Annotated in this window: 19 protein-coding genes and 1 pseudogene; 9 read left to right on the top strand and 11 right to left on the bottom strand. The window is 66.4% G+C overall.

Annotation, left to right across the window (positions count from 1 at the left end; translation table 11 throughout):
• The first annotated feature begins 385 nt into the window (after positions 1 to 385).
• The 6 genes from ACWD10_RS05000 to ACWD10_RS04975 all read left to right on the top strand — a co-directional run bounded on the left by ACWD10_RS05000 (position 386) and on the right by ACWD10_RS04975 (position 4735).
• A complete protein-coding gene (locus tag ACWD10_RS05000) occupies positions 386 to 1204 on the top strand; it encodes a phosphotransferase family protein (protein WP_451087066.1) in 819 nt (272 codons plus the stop codon).
• 53 nt (positions 1205 to 1257) lie between these two features.
• Positions 1258 to 2052 carry an NUDIX hydrolase gene (locus ACWD10_RS04995; RefSeq protein WP_451087065.1) on the top strand — a complete coding sequence of 265 codons (795 nt, stop codon included), beginning with the start codon at positions 1258 to 1260 and terminating at the stop codon, positions 2050 to 2052.
• A gap of 334 nt (positions 2053 to 2386) precedes the next feature.
• Positions 2387 to 2668: a helix-turn-helix domain-containing protein gene (locus ACWD10_RS04990; protein ID WP_451087223.1), complete on the top strand. Its 282-nt coding sequence runs from the start codon at positions 2387 to 2389 to the stop codon at positions 2666 to 2668.
• A gap of 125 nt (positions 2669 to 2793) precedes the next feature.
• Positions 2794 to 3114 (top strand): STAS domain-containing protein, encoded by a 321-nt coding sequence (locus ACWD10_RS04985; RefSeq protein ID WP_451087221.1) that lies wholly within the window; start codon positions 2794 to 2796, stop codon positions 3112 to 3114.
• Positions 3115 to 3197: 83 nt separating this feature from the next.
• The gene (locus tag ACWD10_RS04980) at positions 3198 to 3863 is read left to right on the top strand and encodes a hypothetical protein (protein WP_451087063.1); all 666 of its coding nucleotides are present in this window, start codon (positions 3198 to 3200) and stop codon (positions 3861 to 3863) included.
• Between the two features lie 215 nt (positions 3864 to 4078).
• Entirely contained in the window at positions 4079 to 4735 is a 657-nt protein-coding gene (locus ACWD10_RS04975) for an HNH endonuclease family protein (protein ID WP_451087061.1), read from the top strand.
• 79 nt (positions 4736 to 4814) lie between these two features.
• Here the strand turns inward: ACWD10_RS04975 and ACWD10_RS04970 are convergent, their stop codons facing one another.
• The 4 genes from ACWD10_RS04970 to ACWD10_RS04955 all read right to left on the bottom strand — a co-directional run bounded on the left by ACWD10_RS04970 (position 4815) and on the right by ACWD10_RS04955 (position 7551).
• Positions 4815 to 5279: an NUDIX hydrolase gene (locus ACWD10_RS04970; RefSeq protein ID WP_451087059.1), complete on the bottom strand. Its 465-nt coding sequence runs from the start codon at positions 5277 to 5279 to the stop codon at positions 4815 to 4817.
• Complete coding sequence (locus ACWD10_RS04965) at positions 5276 to 5407, bottom strand: hypothetical protein (protein ID WP_451087057.1); 132 nt, start codon at positions 5405 to 5407, stop codon at positions 5276 to 5278. The genes ACWD10_RS04970 and ACWD10_RS04965 overlap by 4 nt, the downstream gene beginning before the upstream one ends.
• A gap of 103 nt (positions 5408 to 5510) precedes the next feature.
• A complete protein-coding gene (locus tag ACWD10_RS04960; RefSeq protein ID WP_451087055.1) occupies positions 5511 to 6941 on the bottom strand; it encodes an ApeA N-terminal domain 1-containing protein in 1431 nt (476 codons plus the stop codon).
• Positions 6942 to 7266: 325 nt separating this feature from the next.
• On the bottom strand, positions 7267 to 7551 hold the full coding sequence (locus ACWD10_RS04955) for a VOC family protein (RefSeq protein ID WP_451087053.1): 285 nt from the start codon (positions 7549 to 7551) through the stop codon (positions 7267 to 7269).
• A gap of 189 nt (positions 7552 to 7740) precedes the next feature.
• Between ACWD10_RS04955 and ACWD10_RS04950 the strand changes: the two genes are divergently transcribed.
• Positions 7741 to 8022, top strand: a complete 282-nt coding sequence (locus ACWD10_RS04950; RefSeq protein ID WP_451087051.1) for a hypothetical protein — start codon at positions 7741 to 7743, stop codon at positions 8020 to 8022.
• Positions 8023 to 8181: 159 nt separating this feature from the next.
• On the opposite strand, the gene ACWD10_RS04945 is transcribed toward ACWD10_RS04950, so the two are convergent.
• Both ACWD10_RS04945 and ACWD10_RS04940 read right to left on the bottom strand, forming a co-directional pair.
• On the bottom strand, positions 8182 to 8736 hold the full coding sequence (locus tag ACWD10_RS04945) for a histidine phosphatase family protein (protein ID WP_451087049.1): 555 nt from the start codon (positions 8734 to 8736) through the stop codon (positions 8182 to 8184).
• 88 nt (positions 8737 to 8824) lie between these two features.
• Positions 8825 to 9397 carry a ComF family protein gene (locus ACWD10_RS04940; protein ID WP_451087047.1) on the bottom strand — a complete coding sequence of 191 codons (573 nt, stop codon included), beginning with the start codon at positions 9395 to 9397 and terminating at the stop codon, positions 8825 to 8827.
• On the opposite strand from ACWD10_RS04940, the gene ACWD10_RS04935 reads away from it, so the two are divergent.
• Positions 9396 to 9980 (top strand): DUF5954 family protein, encoded by a 585-nt coding sequence (locus ACWD10_RS04935; protein WP_451087045.1) that lies wholly within the window; start codon positions 9396 to 9398, stop codon positions 9978 to 9980. The genes ACWD10_RS04940 and ACWD10_RS04935 overlap by 2 nt on opposite strands.
• Before the next feature lie 102 nt (positions 9981 to 10082).
• On the opposite strand, the gene ACWD10_RS04930 is transcribed toward ACWD10_RS04935, so the two are convergent.
• Positions 10083 to 11177, bottom strand: coding sequence for a pentapeptide repeat-containing protein (locus tag ACWD10_RS04930; protein ID WP_451087219.1), 1095 nt, complete (start codon positions 11175 to 11177; stop codon positions 10083 to 10085).
• A 333-nt stretch (positions 11178 to 11510) separates the two neighbouring features.
• Positions 11511 to 12404 carry a hypothetical protein gene (locus ACWD10_RS04925; RefSeq protein ID WP_451087043.1) on the bottom strand — a complete coding sequence of 298 codons (894 nt, stop codon included), beginning with the start codon at positions 12402 to 12404 and terminating at the stop codon, positions 11511 to 11513.
• Between the two features lie 354 nt (positions 12405 to 12758).
• Between ACWD10_RS04925 and ACWD10_RS04920 the strand changes: the two genes are divergently transcribed.
• Positions 12759 to 12995: a chaplin gene (locus tag ACWD10_RS04920; RefSeq protein ID WP_451087041.1), complete on the top strand. Its 237-nt coding sequence runs from the start codon at positions 12759 to 12761 to the stop codon at positions 12993 to 12995.
• 301 nt (positions 12996 to 13296) lie between these two features.
• Here ACWD10_RS04920 and ACWD10_RS04915 read toward each other — a convergent pair whose 3' ends face one another.
• From ACWD10_RS04915 to ACWD10_RS04905, 3 genes and pseudogenes are all read right to left on the bottom strand, one after another.
• Positions 13297 to 14124 (bottom strand): class I SAM-dependent methyltransferase, encoded by an 828-nt coding sequence (locus ACWD10_RS04915; RefSeq protein ID WP_451087039.1) that lies wholly within the window; start codon positions 14122 to 14124, stop codon positions 13297 to 13299.
• A 30-nt stretch (positions 14125 to 14154) separates the two neighbouring features.
• Positions 14155 to 14866, bottom strand: a pseudogene (locus tag ACWD10_RS04910) (IS5 family transposase).
• Between the two features lie 82 nt (positions 14867 to 14948).
• On the bottom strand, positions 14949 to 15536 hold the full coding sequence (locus tag ACWD10_RS04905) for a hypothetical protein (RefSeq protein WP_451087037.1): 588 nt from the start codon (positions 15534 to 15536) through the stop codon (positions 14949 to 14951).
• Positions 15537 to 15581: the final 45 nt, after the last annotated feature.

Genomic DNA, 15581 nt, shown 5'->3' with positions numbered 1-15581 from the left:
GGAGTCGTTCCGTCTTGTCCGTGACCAGCTCCGGGCTCCGACTCCTTCAACGCGCGTGCGATGTCGTCCTTCGCCCTGATGGGCCGGTCGCGCACCGTGGAGATCCACTGCGTCTCCTGGGCCCTGCCCAGGAGGTCCATCATGGCGCTGAGGTGGGGACCGAACCGCCGGTCGACGGCAGCCTAGAGGTGGCGGACAATCCAGGGCTCTCCCTCCAGCACGCCCCTCCTGCCCGTCGCCCTGTTGTTCGCGCCGCCATCCTGGCACCGATCACGATCCCGTACACCGTGATCGGCAAAGTCAGGCCGCCCGGAGCGGCCGTAGCATGGGCGTGTCGGTGTCCGTGATCCAGAAAGCATGCCCGGCAGGGCGGCAGGAGGATGGTGTGACCGGGCAGAGCAGCACCCATGGGCTGGAGATCCGTCCCGACACGGTGATCAAGCGGTTCACGTCCTGGGACCGCGGCGAGCCGGTGCGGGAGTGGCAGGCGCTCACACTGCTCGCCGAGCACGCCCCCGGTCTGGCTCCGCAGCCGCTGGAGGCCGACCTGGACGGCGAACCGCCGGTGGTGGTGATGTCCCGCCTGCCGGGGAAGGTGCTGCGCGGCACCACGGTCACCGGCAACGCAGCGACGGCCCTGGCCGAGGCCGTCACCACGCTGCACGAGGCCGTCCCTGCGAAGGTGCTCCACAAGATCCCCGAGGGCGCGTGGAACGTGGTCAAGGCCGTCGACAAAGCCCGGGACTGGTGCGCTCAGTCGCACCGGTTCGGCCCAGTCCCTCAGGTCGAGCAGGCGTTCACCGCGGGGCAGCGGTGGCTGGGCATGGCGCCGCTGGACGACGTGGTCAAGGCCGAGGTCGTGCCGGTCTTCGGCCTCACGGACGGCAACCTCGCCAATTACCTGTTCGACGGGGACGTGGTGCGGATGGTCGACTTCGAGGACTCCGGCCGCAGCGACCGTGCCTTCGAACTCGCCGAGCTCGCCGAGCACCCCTCCGGCTGGGTGGACAGCACCCTCGATGTGGCCGCCCTGCTCGCGCACGTCGACCTGAGCGCGGCGGAGACCGTACGGCTGCGGGAGCTGCGGCGGCTGTTCGCGCTGCTGTGGCTGGTCATGTTGCTGCCCGACCGGCCAGGGCACGCTCGCAACCCGCAGGGAACCCTGGAACGGCAGGCCGTACGGCTGCTGGCGCTGCTGGACTGAGCCTCACCGAACAGGCCGAGCTCCTCGGCTCCCTCGCCCCCACCCAGCTCGACATGAACCAGGCCGACCGCGCCGCGGGCACATTCGCCCAGGTCGCCGGACTGTTCCCGGCCGACCGGGTCCGTAGGCACGCGCTCTACCTCACCCGGCAGGCCGACGCCCAGTGGCGGCAGAGCGACCTGGAGCACGCATGCACCACCGCCCACCGAGCACTCGACCTCACCGAGGAGATCAGCTCCCACCGCACCATCGCCCCGCTACGGGACCTCGCCGCCGACATGCGCTCCCAGCCCTCGGCGTCGTCGTCCGGTACGGCGCCGACATTCTCACCGAGCCCGCCGAGACGCTTCATCTGCCCCCTCAGAAGAACCCCTGGGAACCACTCCCGCATGAGAAGGTCGGGCTCTGTGACGACCACGTACAGCATCGAGTGCTGGCTCACCAGCCCTGGCCAGGACATCCTTCTTCTCCAGGTTCCGGGCCAGTCGGGCAAGCACGAAGCGTTCTGGCAACCGATCACCGGCGGCATCAAAGCCGGCGAGACCCCACTCCAGGCCGCCCTCCGCGAGATCCGTGAAGAGACCGGACTGAAACTTGCCGACACTCAGCTCACTGAGATCGCCACCGGACTGACCGTTGTCATCTCCTCCGAGCTGACCATCAGCAAGACCCTCTACACCGCCGTCACACCGGACACCATGGTGACCACCAACGCGCACGAGCACCAGGCCCACCAGTGGCTCCCACCAGCCCGCGTCGCCGAGGCCCTGTACTGGGACAGCAACCGCGACACCTGGAAAATCATCGCCCGGCACCACGGGTACAGCGATAGCCCCGTGCACGAGTGAACTCGCGTGCCTTCTCCCGAAAATGAGGTGGATGCCTCTTGGGTTCCTGCAACAATCCCTGCGAGATTCAGCGAACCCGTCGGCTTCTCGTCGTTGGCATGTCAAATGCGCCTACGTCTTCCATGGCACCGTCACTGTCGTGTCGATCCGACTCTGGCTCTGGCTCTGGCTTGGCCTGCTCATGATCGGGGTACGTGGCGAACAGGGCTTCTTCACCTCTTGACTCAGGCTCCGCTCATTGAGTGATGCAGTCGCGGGGGCTGCCGTCCCGCGGTAGCCGGAGTTTCGCGTGCGCCAAGATCGCCTTGTGAACGTGAAGGAGCAACAAGGCATCATGCTCAGCAAACATGCCCGTATCACTGGGATGCAACGGAGGCAGTTGGGCGTCGCCCTGCGGCGGGCATACGTCCAGGGAGTTTCGATCCGGACCCTGGCACGGACCTGCGGCCGGAGCTTCGGCTTCGTCCGCAGACTGCTCATCGAGGCCGGTGCTGTTATGTCTCCACGTGGCGGCCGGATCCTGGGTCAAACAGGTCAGTCCGCTCGGCAGATCGAGGCTGCAACTCGCCTCTTCGAATCGGAACTTGGGGTTCTCTGCGGAAAGTCCAGCACGTAGCGAAAGATCCGCCGGACAGTGCCTAGCCGCCAGGCCCCATGGCGAGTGTGGACACCGGCCCTGGCCCGGGGTTTCCTGGACACGAGGCCCCGTCCGTTTCGCTGACTGGGGGCGTCGTGTACGACATGTTCCGGGTGGCCGTGCTTCCGAGCGAGCCCGGCAGCTGCCGGGTGACCGTGGCGGGGGACCTCGACGTGGTCAGCGCCCCGGACGTGCGGGACACCCTCCGGGCCGCGGTGTCCACCCACGACCGCGTCGACGTGGACTGCGGCGGGTTGACGTTCTGCGACTGCTCCGGCCTGTCCGCGCTCCTGGCCGTCGCCCGCGAAGCCAAAGCCAGCGGGAGCGAGCTGCGGCTGCACGCGGTCCCGCACTCCCTGGCCCGGCTACTGCGGCTCACCCACACCGGCAGCGCCTTCACCATCCAACAGCCGGGCGCACGGTGAAGACCAATGGCCAGGCGGGTAATGCGCCGGTGCGAGAACTGCCACAAGCCGCTGCGGGCCGGCGCCGAACTAGGATGCTTGACATGGGAATACTCGCCGTGAAGAACATCGAGGACCGGTTGAAGGCGTCCGCATCGCTCGACCAACTCACGGCTGCCATCGAACGCGCGGCGTGGAACTGGCGCCAAGCCAACGCGGTCGCGGACATCCTGCGGCACACGGTGACCCACTCCACCGATCTGCGGACGATTGAACTGCCCGAAAAGACACATGGCGGACTGAGGCAAGCGTTCTTCGAGGCCACTACGTTCGCTGTCCGGTGGATCGAGCTACACCATTTCGCCCGGCCAGAAGACCTGGGGCCGCTGGCTGACGTGCTGGTCTACGGCACGGACCTCCACGGCCTGACCGCAGGCTACGGCTACGGCTACGGCGGGCTCGGCCTGAAATCCCACAACCCGATCGATTGCCCGCGGCGCCGACGCTACGAGCCCGAATGCATGCACGTGCCGACCGAACTGCAGGCTGGTGCGGACTGCCTCACCCTCGCCACCTTCCTCTACCGCACTCCCGACTTCCGCGGTTGCTCGTTCTGCGGGGGCGCCGTCATCCAGCGGCTCACCGATGAGCAGTACGCCTACTACTCACAGCTCCGCGAGACCTCCACGACGCCGCCGTGTGCCGACCTCGGGATGCCAGGGGAGATCATCCAGACGCTGAACGAATCTCTTCGCGGCAAGCGTTCCTAGGTCCTGTACCTGCCAATGAGCGGCAGAGACAGAATGCTGTTGAGGCTCCTGTCGGCGTACGCGTGAAAGTCACAGCCGCGTACACCTCTACCTGCACAGCGGCTGCCGCCAGGCCACAGCAGTTGATCGTTTCTCCGGTGAACTTGCCCACCCGCTTGGGTGAGAAGCCCGGTTGTCGTGCAGAACAGTTGATCCAGGCCGCTACAACTCGCGTTGTGATCAAGACTCTTCTGCACGCCGCGACAGCAGCCGCGCTCGCCGTCCTGCCCCTGACCATGACCGCACCGGCACACGCCGCCGAAACCTTGCCCCTGGCCGAAGCGGTGGCCAGCTTGCCCCTGGCCGCGGAGAGCCGCGACGGCTACCGGCGCAGCAGCTTCAAGCACTGGAACGCCGGGCAGGACCCGGCCGATGGCTGCAACACGCGCATGGAGGTACTCCTCGCGGAGGCGGTCATCGCGCCGGAGGTCCTGCCCGGCTGCAAGCTGTCAGGCGGCCGCTGGTGGTCCTACTACGACGCGAAGTGGGTGACCTCCGCCGGCGCCCTGGACGTGGATCACATGGTGCCCCTCGCCGAAGCGTGGGACTCGGGAGCCTCGCAGTGGACCGCGGCACGGCGTGAGGCCTACGCCAACGACCTTGACTCCGAGACCCACCTCGTCGCCGTCACGGCCGGCTCGAACCGCAGCAAGGCCGACAAGGACCCTGCCGAGTGGCTCCCGAACGCCGAGGTGACGTGCCGCTACTTGTCCGAGTGGACCGGAGCCAAGTTGCGCTGGCGTCTGAGTGTCGACGCCGACGAGCTGGGCGCCCTGACCCAGCTCGCCGAGGCATGCCCCGACACCACCGTCCAATTCGAGCCCGCCCCGTAATCACCAGTATGTGCGGCAGCGGGCCCCGGCCATCCTCCTCGGAGGCATGGGCGGAGCCCGCTTCCGGCTCGCGAGCCGGTCAGGGTGCTCGGTTACGCCAGGTGTCGAGGACGGCCTGGGTGGCGCTGGAGACCTGGTCCTGCTCGGAGCGGTCCGCCCACAGGTACGCGTCGTGCTCGGTAAGCTTCACCGTCTCGTCGGCCTCGGTGACGGTGGCGGCGAAGTTGAACTGGCGGCTGGCGCGTCCGCTGCCCGAGCGGTAGTCGAAGTGGCCCAGGTAGTCGCCGACGGCGGCGACGGCCAGACCGGTCTCCTCGGCGACCTCCCGCCGCAGGGCCTCGATCAGGTTCTCGCCGTCGTCGACGCCGCCGGAAGGCAGCTCCCACAACCCGCCGAGGTAGTCGTCGGATGTCCGGTGCAGCAGCAGAACCTTCCCGTCCCCGTCCGCGATGACGGCGCCGACGGCAGTCTTGTCGATGCCGTCACGTTCAGCGGCACGGGTGAGGTCTTCGAGGAGTGCGGTGTTGACGGGAGACGGAGTCACAGCAGCAGGTCCTTCGCGTGGGCGGCGACTTTGGCGATGGCCGCGGTGTAGGCGTCGGCGAGGCTGACATCGTCCTCGCCATGCCACATCGGCAGCTTGAGGGTGGTGGCGTGCACGTGCCCGGCCACCGGAAACTCCTGGGCCGCGGGGCCATGGTGGCCAGCGTAGCCAGGCAACAGGTCCCCAGGGTGCTGGAACAGCGGATGGGGTGTCCAGCGGGCAGGTGGGCGCTTACTTAGCCCCTGTCTCGACAGAATCCGGGAACCACTCCGGGAAGCCCTTCATCACCAAGGCACGCACGTTCTTCCGTTCCCAGTGGTAGTCCAGCGACCGGCGGCACTCGGCCTCGCTGAACCCGAGCCGGCGCATCAGAACGGCCTCGGCGAGAAGAAGGGCGGAGGAGAGCATGCCCACCAACTCGTCCACGGTCGTCTTCCAGGACAGCACATGACCGAGCTCGTTGCGGACGTCGCGCAGCTTCCGGAACCACTTGCCCTGGTCCCCCACGACGTCGGCCATCACCTCTCCGGTCTCCTGCAGCAACTCCTGAATCCGGACGGCGTAGCTCTTGCGGAACGCATTCTCGATGGCCTTCCTCAGCCACTCTCCGTGATCTGGGCAGTTCTCCTGCACGGCCTCAACGATCGTGGTCTCCCGGGCTCGGTCGTCGGCGGTCTTCTTATCTGGATTGAGTCCACGATGCAGAGCCTCAACCGCTGAGGCGATCGTGAACAGCTGTTGTTGCAGGTAGCCGCCGGTGTCAGAGCGGAGAGAGAAGATCAGATCGCAGACACCTGACAAGCGCGCTTGCAACTCGAACCAGCGGGGCACCAAGTCCCCAAAGACGATGTCCGGCGGGTAACCCTGGCTGTTCATCCCGAATCGCATGTGCGAGCGGACCACCGGCCGCTCGAGCTGATCCTGATCCGAACTCCGACGTCGGACGGAGTGCGCAGTCAACTGCCAGGGCCGGACGTCACCGTCGTCGTTGCCCACCCGAAGGTCGAGCCCCTTGCTGTGAAAGCCAGTGGCCAAGGTCAGCAGTTGCTCAAGCGGGCGGACGAACTGGTACTCCAGCTCGTTGAGCGGCAGCCGTTCGCCGAGCCGAAGCTCGATCACCTCGTGGCTGCTGAACCCGGCGTCCGCCAGCCGATTGAAGTGCGTGGTCACAGTCCTGCCCAGAAAGATCTCGCAGCCGGGGACCGATGCCGTCAGATACGGCAGATCGTCGACCACCTGCAGCGATTCGGGCGGACCCGTCTCCCGGTTGTACGGCGACCGGTTCACCCATTCGTCCAGATTCGCCAGACGCAGGGAGGCCCGGTTGAACTGGAGGTCTTCCTCTCCCAGGCGGGAATCGCCGATCAGCACCGTACCTACGATCAAGAACCGATGGACCCTTCGGTGCTCGCCCTGACCGACTGTGGTGGCGCCAGTCTGCACGTTCTTAAGGAGTGTCAGCTTGGTGCCCATGCTGTGGCCGTGGATCACGGGCGGCTCGAACGGTTCCGAGTCGCCGCCCCCGTGCGACGAAGGTCGGTCGTACAGCTCCAGCTCCGGATAGCGCGCACCGAACTTCAGGGTGCCGTGCATCACGTGATCTGGCCGCTCAGGCAGCCACCACTCGCCCACGTACGCCGTCTGCTGTTCCCGGTTCGCCATCTGCCCAGCCTGACCGGGGACGCTCAGGAAGGTGGGTCGCCGCGCCGCCGTCAGCGCAGTCACTCACCGTGACCAACACGTCGGACGGCTCGTGTAGACGCGACACCTGAACATGCTGCCTCACCAGTCCCAAGGCCAGATGCCATCCCGCAACTCCTTCAGGTACGGGATGTGGTTCGGGTGTGAGCCACCGCGCGCTCTCGCCTCGAATTCTGTGAGACCCGCACGCGCCCTGCTCATGCCCGCTTCCACCGCCGAATTTCGATTGCCCCGACCGGACCGTACCCAACTCGGCTGTCATCGAAGTGCGTTCATGGCAAGGCTTCTATGGGCCGTCCAGGCCGATCACCACGCCGAAGGGGTCAACCACCTGGCAGATTTTCCGTCCAGGCTCGACCTGGAGCGGACCGCGGTGGTGAGTGCAGCCGGCATCCAGCAGGCGCTGTCGTACGGCGTCGACGTTGTCGACGGACCAGTACGGGATGGGGCTGCCGCCGCGGGGGGTGTTCTTCTCGTCGAGCATGTGGAACCCGAACTCCACGCCCGCGACATCGAGCCACGCATACTCGGAATCCCCCTCCTGCTCGATGTGCAGCTCGGTGCTGAGCACCTCTGCCCACCACTTTCCCGCGGTACTGGGCGACGGGCTGAAGCACATGACTGCTCGGACCCCACGGAACACGCGTCCTCCTCGACCGAGCCGATCGGCAAGGTACCGCGAGGTGAGGGGGTAGCACGTCTGGAGCGTACGAGGGACTACAGCGGGACTGCCACGCACCTGTACGAGCTCAGACCGTTCGTGCGCCTCCGCGCCGAGCAGATCACCTCGACCGCCTTCGCCGATAACACCGCTTCCCGCCGCGTCTCCGAGAAGTTCGGCTACGTGCCCAACGGCGTACGCCGACTCGCCGTCGGCAACCGCCTGGTGGAGGCCCACGACGCCCTGATCACCGCCGACCAGTGGCGTGGACAGACCCAGCCCACCACCCGCGTTGAGGGGTTCGACGAATGCCGCCACATGTTCGGAGTGCACCCGGAGCCCACAGAGCTGGAACCTGTCGACGTACTCCTGCACCTGTAGGCTGCGGCCGGCGAGTGCGACTCCGATCAAGTCCAGAGGGAAACTGCGCAACGAGGTCCAAGCGCCTCTGCGGAAGGCGACACGCGCCTCAAGGCCGCCACCCGGAAAGCGACACGACCTGCGGGGGACACGGCAAGTGCCGCGACTTTGGCCGGCGCCCTATCGAAGGTGGGCCTGCGATGCGATGTCCACGACGGCCGTGCCGTCGAGCGTGGTGATGGCGCAGGAGGGGATTCCGTTGTGCAGCAGGCTATCCGGCAGTACCTCGTCGCCAGCCAGTGTGCGCAGCAGGTCCACGGTGACCCCGCCGTGGGTAACCACCACGACCGGTTCCCGCTCCACCACCAGGTCGGTCAAGAACGAGAGGAAACGCGCGCCTGCGTCCCGTGAAGAGTCCCCGGAGCGAGGAACGAAGTCCCGGTCGCGGACCGTTGCTGCCCAATCAGCGAGAAACCCCTCGATGGGCTGGCCGTCGGACCAGTTCATCCGCTCACGCAACCGGGCATCCTCCTGGACCCGGAGTCCGGACGCCACCGCGATGAACTGCGCCGTCTCCCGCGCCCGCCGCAGCGGGCTGCTGAACACGGCGCCGACCCCGGTGCGCTGTATCCACTTCGCTGTACGGGCAGCTTGCTGCCGACCCAGAGCAGTCAGGCCAGGATCGCCGAGTTGACGCTCCTTCTCTGCATGCTGCACCACATGGAAGACGGTCACAGTGGAGAGTGACGCACAGTCCACGGCCATCGCCACCGAAATACCAGAAACTCAACTCGCCGTCGGCCAAGGCGAGTCGACATGAACCTCACGCGCCGAACGGGACGCGAGCGAGGACCAGGCCGCGAACCTCGGTCGCCTTCCCTTCGGTCATGAGGCGCTTGCCGACCGTGTGGAACGTGGCGCCTGTCGTGAAGACATCGTCAATCAGCAGAATGCGTTCGCTCTCCACGCTCCTGCGGAACTTCAGCGCCTCGGCGTGCCCCTGTGCGGCCTGCAGCTTGTCCTGCCACTGGACGCCGCCGCTGGCCGACTTCTTCGTCTCGTGCTTCTTGATCAGCGCGGGGCTGTCAGGGTCGGCGATCGGCCACCGGCCGAGCGTGTCTTCCGTGTAGGCCGAGGCCGTGATCGTTTCGATGTGCTGGAGCGGCACGCGATCGGGGGCAGTGGGGTTGCCGATGATCAGATCGATGTCGGCTACCTGGTCGCGGTGCTCCTCCAGCCATCCGACGATGAGCCGCCCGAAGACCTTGCTCCAACCTTCTGCAGAGCGAACTGCCGCAGATGGTCTGCTGAGTCGTACTCGAAGCCCATCACTCGCGAGTGTGAGTTGCGGCAAATGCCTGCGGAAGATGCCGCTACGTCGCAATGCTGCTGGCATGACAGGAGACACGAGCCAAGGCGACGACGAGGACGCCGCGGCATTCGACAGCGAGGCACAGCAACTACTCGCCGACGGCGAGCGCGAAGAGGAACTGCGCCGAAAGTACCCAAGCGATACATCCCGGGCCTTCGAGCACACCAGCATGTCCCACTACACCGCGTACGCGGCGATGGTCCTCGAGGACAAGGGCTGGCGCCAGATGTTCCCCGCCCTCCCCACCGAGGACGCGGCACGACATGATCTCTCCGGCGTCCTTCGCAACCTGGCCCTCCGTAGCCCGGCCCGACAAGACCGCTACCTCCGAGCCGCCGATGAGATCCAGAGCTACGAAACCGATCAGGCGATCATCGGCGACGCCATGTACCGGATCGCACGGATCGAGCAGACCATCGTCATGACGGAGTACGGGCCCGAACCGCCCAAGCCCACGGACAGAGAGTTTCCCGAGGAGTTCGACGACCGACAAACAAACGGAGCCCACCGAGTAACGGTTGCTCCTGCGGCCAGACAGGCCGTGCGTCCCGTCTTCAGCGCCGGGCACGTCAGTTGGGCCAGCCGGTTTCGGCGATGCCATGATTGACCTGCCTGTGCGTATGCCCGCCAGGCTGAGGAACCCTCCCCACCTAGATGTGCTGTCTCGGGAGATTGGTGCCACCCCAACGCGCAACGAACGACAACACGCTCACAACGCCGCAGCCGACCACTCGGCGGGGAGCAGAAGACCCGATGGAGCAGGTGCGCCTCCGGCGGGCAGCAAGCCTGCGGGCATACTGCCCCCTGCATTTCGAAAGTCGACCTGGCCACCGGTGAACTCAGCGCCGCTGAAGTCGACCTGGCCGCCCGTGAACTGCGCACCGTTAAATTGGACCTCACTGCCGGTGAACTGCGCGGGCCCGAAGATGACGCCGCCCCCGAAGTTGACCTGGCCGCCAGTGAACTGCGCACGGTTGAATTGGACCTGGCCGCCGGTGAACTCAGTGTCGCTGAAGTCAACCGTGCCGCCGGTGAACTCAGCGCCGCTGAAGTCGACCGTGCCGCCGGTGAACTCAGCGCCGCTGAAGTCAACCGTGCCGCCGGTGAACTCAGCGAGGAAGAAGTTGATCTCGCCGCCGGTGAACTGTGCACCGTGAAAGTGGACCTCGCCGCCGGTGAACTGCGCTTTCTGGAAGCTCACGTGGCCGCCAGAGAAATCTGCTTCGGTGAAATCGCCTCCGTCGAAGGAGGCGCCAGTGAAGTCGAAGCTGTGGCCCTGCCAGGAACGGGGATGACCGGCGTTCAGACGCAGATGGTCCCGTATGAGGCGGATGATCGTGTGCCGGACTTCCCGGGCGGCCAGGTACTCATGGTGGGCTGCCTGCTCTCCGGGACCGGGATCAGGTGTGTACGGCATGCGGAGGTAGGCGCATAGCACGTCTATGCAGGACTGCCGCAGCTCTGGTGTGGGGGCGTCGTCGGCGAGTGCTGCCAGGGCGTACACGCCGCCCAGCCGGACGGCGGGTGAGGGCTCGCCGAGCTGGGCTACGGCGGCGCTGAAGCGTTCGGTGTGCAGCCTTGTGGTTTCGCGCTGGGCGCCGTCTTCGTCGACACGCTGCTTGCGGTAGGCAACGATCAGGGCGACGAGCGCACCGGCACCGGCGACGACTCCGAAGGACAGCTTGACCATGTCGAACAAGGTTTGGGATGTCAGTCGTGTCTCGGTCTTGAGCTGGTGCACATCCAGCACCTCAACGAGCATCCAAAACACGCTGCCCGCGATGACGATCGCGCTGACGAACACCAACGTCAGGGCCTTGCCTACGGGCCACAGACGCAGCCCCCGTTCTATACTCGGCTGACGCTGATACCAAGAAGGACTCCCCACGGCTGTGACTCTAAGGGCCCTCTCTCCTGCAGCGCACCAGATTGGCGGGAGACCGAAAGCTGCGGTCGAAGTACATTCCGCAGTAGTCACCCTCGACGTCGTCGTGAGACACCACACCTAGACAGGCCCTGCGCCACAGGACAACCTGTGCCAACCGCGCCTCCACCATGGCGGACGACGCGCATCTGCCTTGGCGTCGAGGACTACGGGATCGCGTCCGGGGTCGTAGACGCGGACGGCTGCGATGCATCAGGACGGCTGGGTGAGGAACTGGCTGACGCGCTGTCCAAGGTTGCGTGCCAGTTGCCAGTTCAGGGCCATTTTGTCGCCGCCATCCAGGGCGGCGATCTCGCGGGTGGCTTGCTCCAGTTGGGCCGCGTCTTGCTGATGGAGAGCATCGAGAGCCGTCTGGATCAGACTGGCGGATGCCATCTGCGGGTGGTCGGATCCGGGCTCCACCACGGCCAGCGGCATGCCGGTGTCGGGATCGATTTCGACCAGAATTCCCTCGGCCTGGAGCATGACCTGCGCAGTGACCTGAAGCCACAGGGCGGTGACCGCCTCCAGAGCGTCGGCCCGGCTGCCAATCAGGGTGGCGGTGCGCTCCCAGGCGTCCTCGTAATGGCCGGCGGAATTCGCGGCGATGACCCAGGCCGCCGGTGAGACCATGCCGATGTAGGGCGGGACGGACAACTGAGGTCCAGCGCAGGCGTGATGCAACCGCGCACACTCCAGCAGCCGCTCCATCCCCCCGGCCACGCTCAGCGTTTGTCGTACGCCCTGCGCCATGACGCCGAGCATGCCGAAGAGGCTGTTGTCATCCAGGTCATGCAAGGTGTCCGAGCAGGCCCGCCTGATCCAGGCGATGTCGGACGAAGCCGCCGCATCCACCAGCGCCTCGGCGTGCGGAAGCCAGGTTGTCTGCGGCGCCTCCTGCCGCACTTGCCGGAAGGCAACCGCACCGGACGGCCACGGCTGGGCCAAAAGGTCCGCCCAGGCCACGATCAACCTGTTGATGAGCCCCTGCTGGCCCAGCCTTTCGAGCACGGGCAGGCTGTCCGAATGACGCGCCTCGGCGAGCGCCGCACTCAACTCCTCCGTGACCACGGCGACAGGCAGGAACCGCTCCTCCAGCAGGAACATCCCCACACCGTACACCGCAGGCCAACGCCTCTATCTGTGAGCTGATTCCAGTGCAGGGCGAGCCGCACAGGCACACGGTGTGTTCGTCTGACCCGTGCTTACCCGGACGGTGCGATGCGGGCTTCTGGCAGACCTCGCTCGCACCCCCACCTGACGCCCACGGCCCGACCGGCGCGGCGGGCTAGGGGCCTGTCCGACGGGTCGCGGCAGATTGACGGTGGGCGTCCGGGTGGCGTCATGGCGGCCGCTGTGTAACCGATCGGATGAGTCTGATTACTCGTTCGTATGGCGGGCGTTTCTCGGATCATCGGGGTGGCGTTGTCTCCAGTGATCATTACTTTCACAGGAGGAATCTTGCGCACACGCCACGTCATCGCCCCGATCGCCTTGACTGCTACCGCAGTCATCGGAGGCGCAGGCGCCGCAGTTGCCGACGCAGGTGCACAGGGGAAGTCGTGGAACTCGCCTGGTGTCATCTCCGGCAACGCCATTCAGGTCCCCATCCATCTGCCAGCCGAGCTGTGTGGCAACAAGATCGAGATCATTGGGCTGCTCAACCCCTCCTTCGGCAATACTTGCCCAGCCAGCTAAACCGTCCCAGCCGTGAAGTAGGCGTACGGCCCCTTTCCCAATGCCCCGGGGAGGGGGCCTCTCCAGGGATGCAAACGGCCCCCTCCCCGTCATCGACACAGAGCCGCAACTCGGAGCAGGCCGCTCACGCTGCCTTGTCAACCACGAAGCGACATACGGTAATCCCGCAACGCTCGTAACATGACGCGTCGGACACCGCCTAGGGACTGTCCGATGGGTTGCCAGATGGGCCAATCGGTGACCCATGGGGCTCCCGGAGCGGGGCGAACTGTCAGTGCGGTGGGCACGGCTGGAGCCGCGCCTACCGTAGAGCGGGGGCCGTTCGTGACACCCGCAGTTCCGTGAGATACCGCTTGGTGACCCGGCCTCCGTGCCGCCTGTCGATCAGCCCGGCGATGCACTCCAGCAGTCCCTCCCTGGCCTTCGGCGGCAGCGCCCGGTGGCCGGAGTAGGTCCGCAGCACCTCCAGGTACTCCGCCGTGGTGTACGTCAGATCCCGCTCGTAACGCCGGAACACGACGGGGCCGAACCGGCCGCTGCGTGCGACCTCATCCGCGTAATCCGACGTGTCGACGTCTTCTGCGGCAGGAAGCCGCAGCCCCGGTGGCGTGGCCGGATCGAAACGCTCATAGCAGTCCTGGACCTCGACGAAGAACTCCTCGCTGCCCCCCGCCACATGCTGCGTCGCGACCACGGCGAGGGCGCCACCTGGCCGCAGCGAGTCCGCGGCCTTTGTCATCCGCACCGCCGGATCAATCCAGTGGAACGCCGTCGCCGAGACGACTGCGTCGAACGGCTCCTGCGGCAGTGGCCAGGTCTCGAAGTCCGCCGTCACGATCTCCACCGTTTCGAACCCGGCCAGGTTGCGGCGGGCGACGGCTGCCATGTCCGCGCCCAGCTCGACGGCGGTGATACGGCAACCGCGCTCGGCGAGCGGCAAGGTCGCCTTGCCAGTGCCCGCTCCTACCTCAAGGACACGACAGCCGGGGCCGATGCTGGCCACCTCGGCGAGGTCGTCGAACAATTCTGGCGGATACCCGGGCCTGGCCCGGTCGTACAGGTCCGGGTCCTCGTCGAAGATCCGGCTCAAGTGGACACGGCGCGTTTCGTCAGGCGTGTCGTCGCGCATGGCAGCACCCTAGGGCCTCTGTTCGGCGCGTCAGGAACGAAGCCAGAGACGCACAGCAGCAACGGTCACGGTGCCGTGAAAGACGAACACTCTCCTGTCGTACCGGGTCGCCACGGCCCGGAAGCCCTTGAGCGCGTTGATAGTCCGCTCAACTTCGTTCCTGCGGGTATAGAGCGCCCGGTCGAAACCAGCGGGACGACCACCTCGGCTGCCGCGCCGCTGGAGATTGGCCCACTGGTCCCTGCGTTCGGGAATGGTGTGCCGGATCTGCCGTCGCCGCAGGTAGAAGCGATTCCGACGGGAGCTGTACGCCTTATCGCCGCACAGATGTTCAGGGCAGGTCCGCAGGTGCCCTCGTCGGTCCGTGCCGGACCGGCGCCTGCGGCGTGCTGGTGGGCACGGCACACCGTGGAATCCACGCTCACCATGCTCCAGTCGATCCGCCCCTCCGCGTCGGCGTCGGCCTGGACAGCCCGAAGGATCCGCGCCCATGCGCCGTCCGCCGACCAACGCCGGTGGCGGTCATGCACTGTCTTCTATCTCCCGAACCGCGTGGGCAGGTCTCGCTTGGGGATGCCGGTCCGATGGCGGAAGAGAACACCGTTGATCACCCTGCGGTGGTCCTTCCACCGCCACCACGCCCGACATTCCGCGGCAGGTGCGGCTTTAGCCGGGCCCACTCTGCGTCGGATAGATCCCCCGCCCCACAAGAATCGGAACGACATGGTCGCCGCCCAGTCACCAGACCCGTCGGACACTGCCTAGTACGGCAGATGATCCGACGTCACATCGTCAAGATCCGCAGGCACGTCGGAGCGGGCCCGTCAGTATTCGACGTCCCCGCTCACCGCGGCCATCATGGTCGACCGCACCGCCCCCAAGTGGTTCCAGGACGGCTCCATCTCCTTCCACAGGGAGCGTCGAGGAGACTCCTCCTCCCACCGAGCGGCGCCCTCATAGCGCAGCTGAGCCGCGACTTCCTCTGCCGAAGCATCCGAATACCGCACGCGGTAGGCGATGTCTTCACAGGTCGGCTCAGGCAAGGCAGCCGTCCGCCAGGCGGCCAGCACATCACCCGCGCGCTCCACCACCGGCTGCGCACCGCGGACGTACATGTCGACCAGCTCGAGCATCGGCGAGCCTCCCTGCAAGCGGTCGCGCCACCCGGGCACAAACACGTCCCGCAGCATGGCGACTTCCTCGGCCAGCACGGCGACATTCTCCGTACGCAGTCGCGGCTTCCACAGCTCCGTACTCCGGGGAAAACTAGGGCGCTCCTTCTCCTCCATGCCCTTCACCAGGTGGAAGAAGGCAGCGCCGCACTCGATTTCCTCATCGGTGGGCTGCCACTGGTAGCGGTTGAGTGATCGGGCGATCTCGATCAACCTGCGCGCGTCCGGGGTCTCGGTCATGGCCGCTACCGTACGAGCGCAGACAAGACGCTGCCAACACAGGTC

It is taken from the genome of Streptomyces sp. NPDC002851 (genome assembly GCF_053591935.1).
This window is presented reverse-complemented; position numbering and strand designations above follow the sequence as displayed.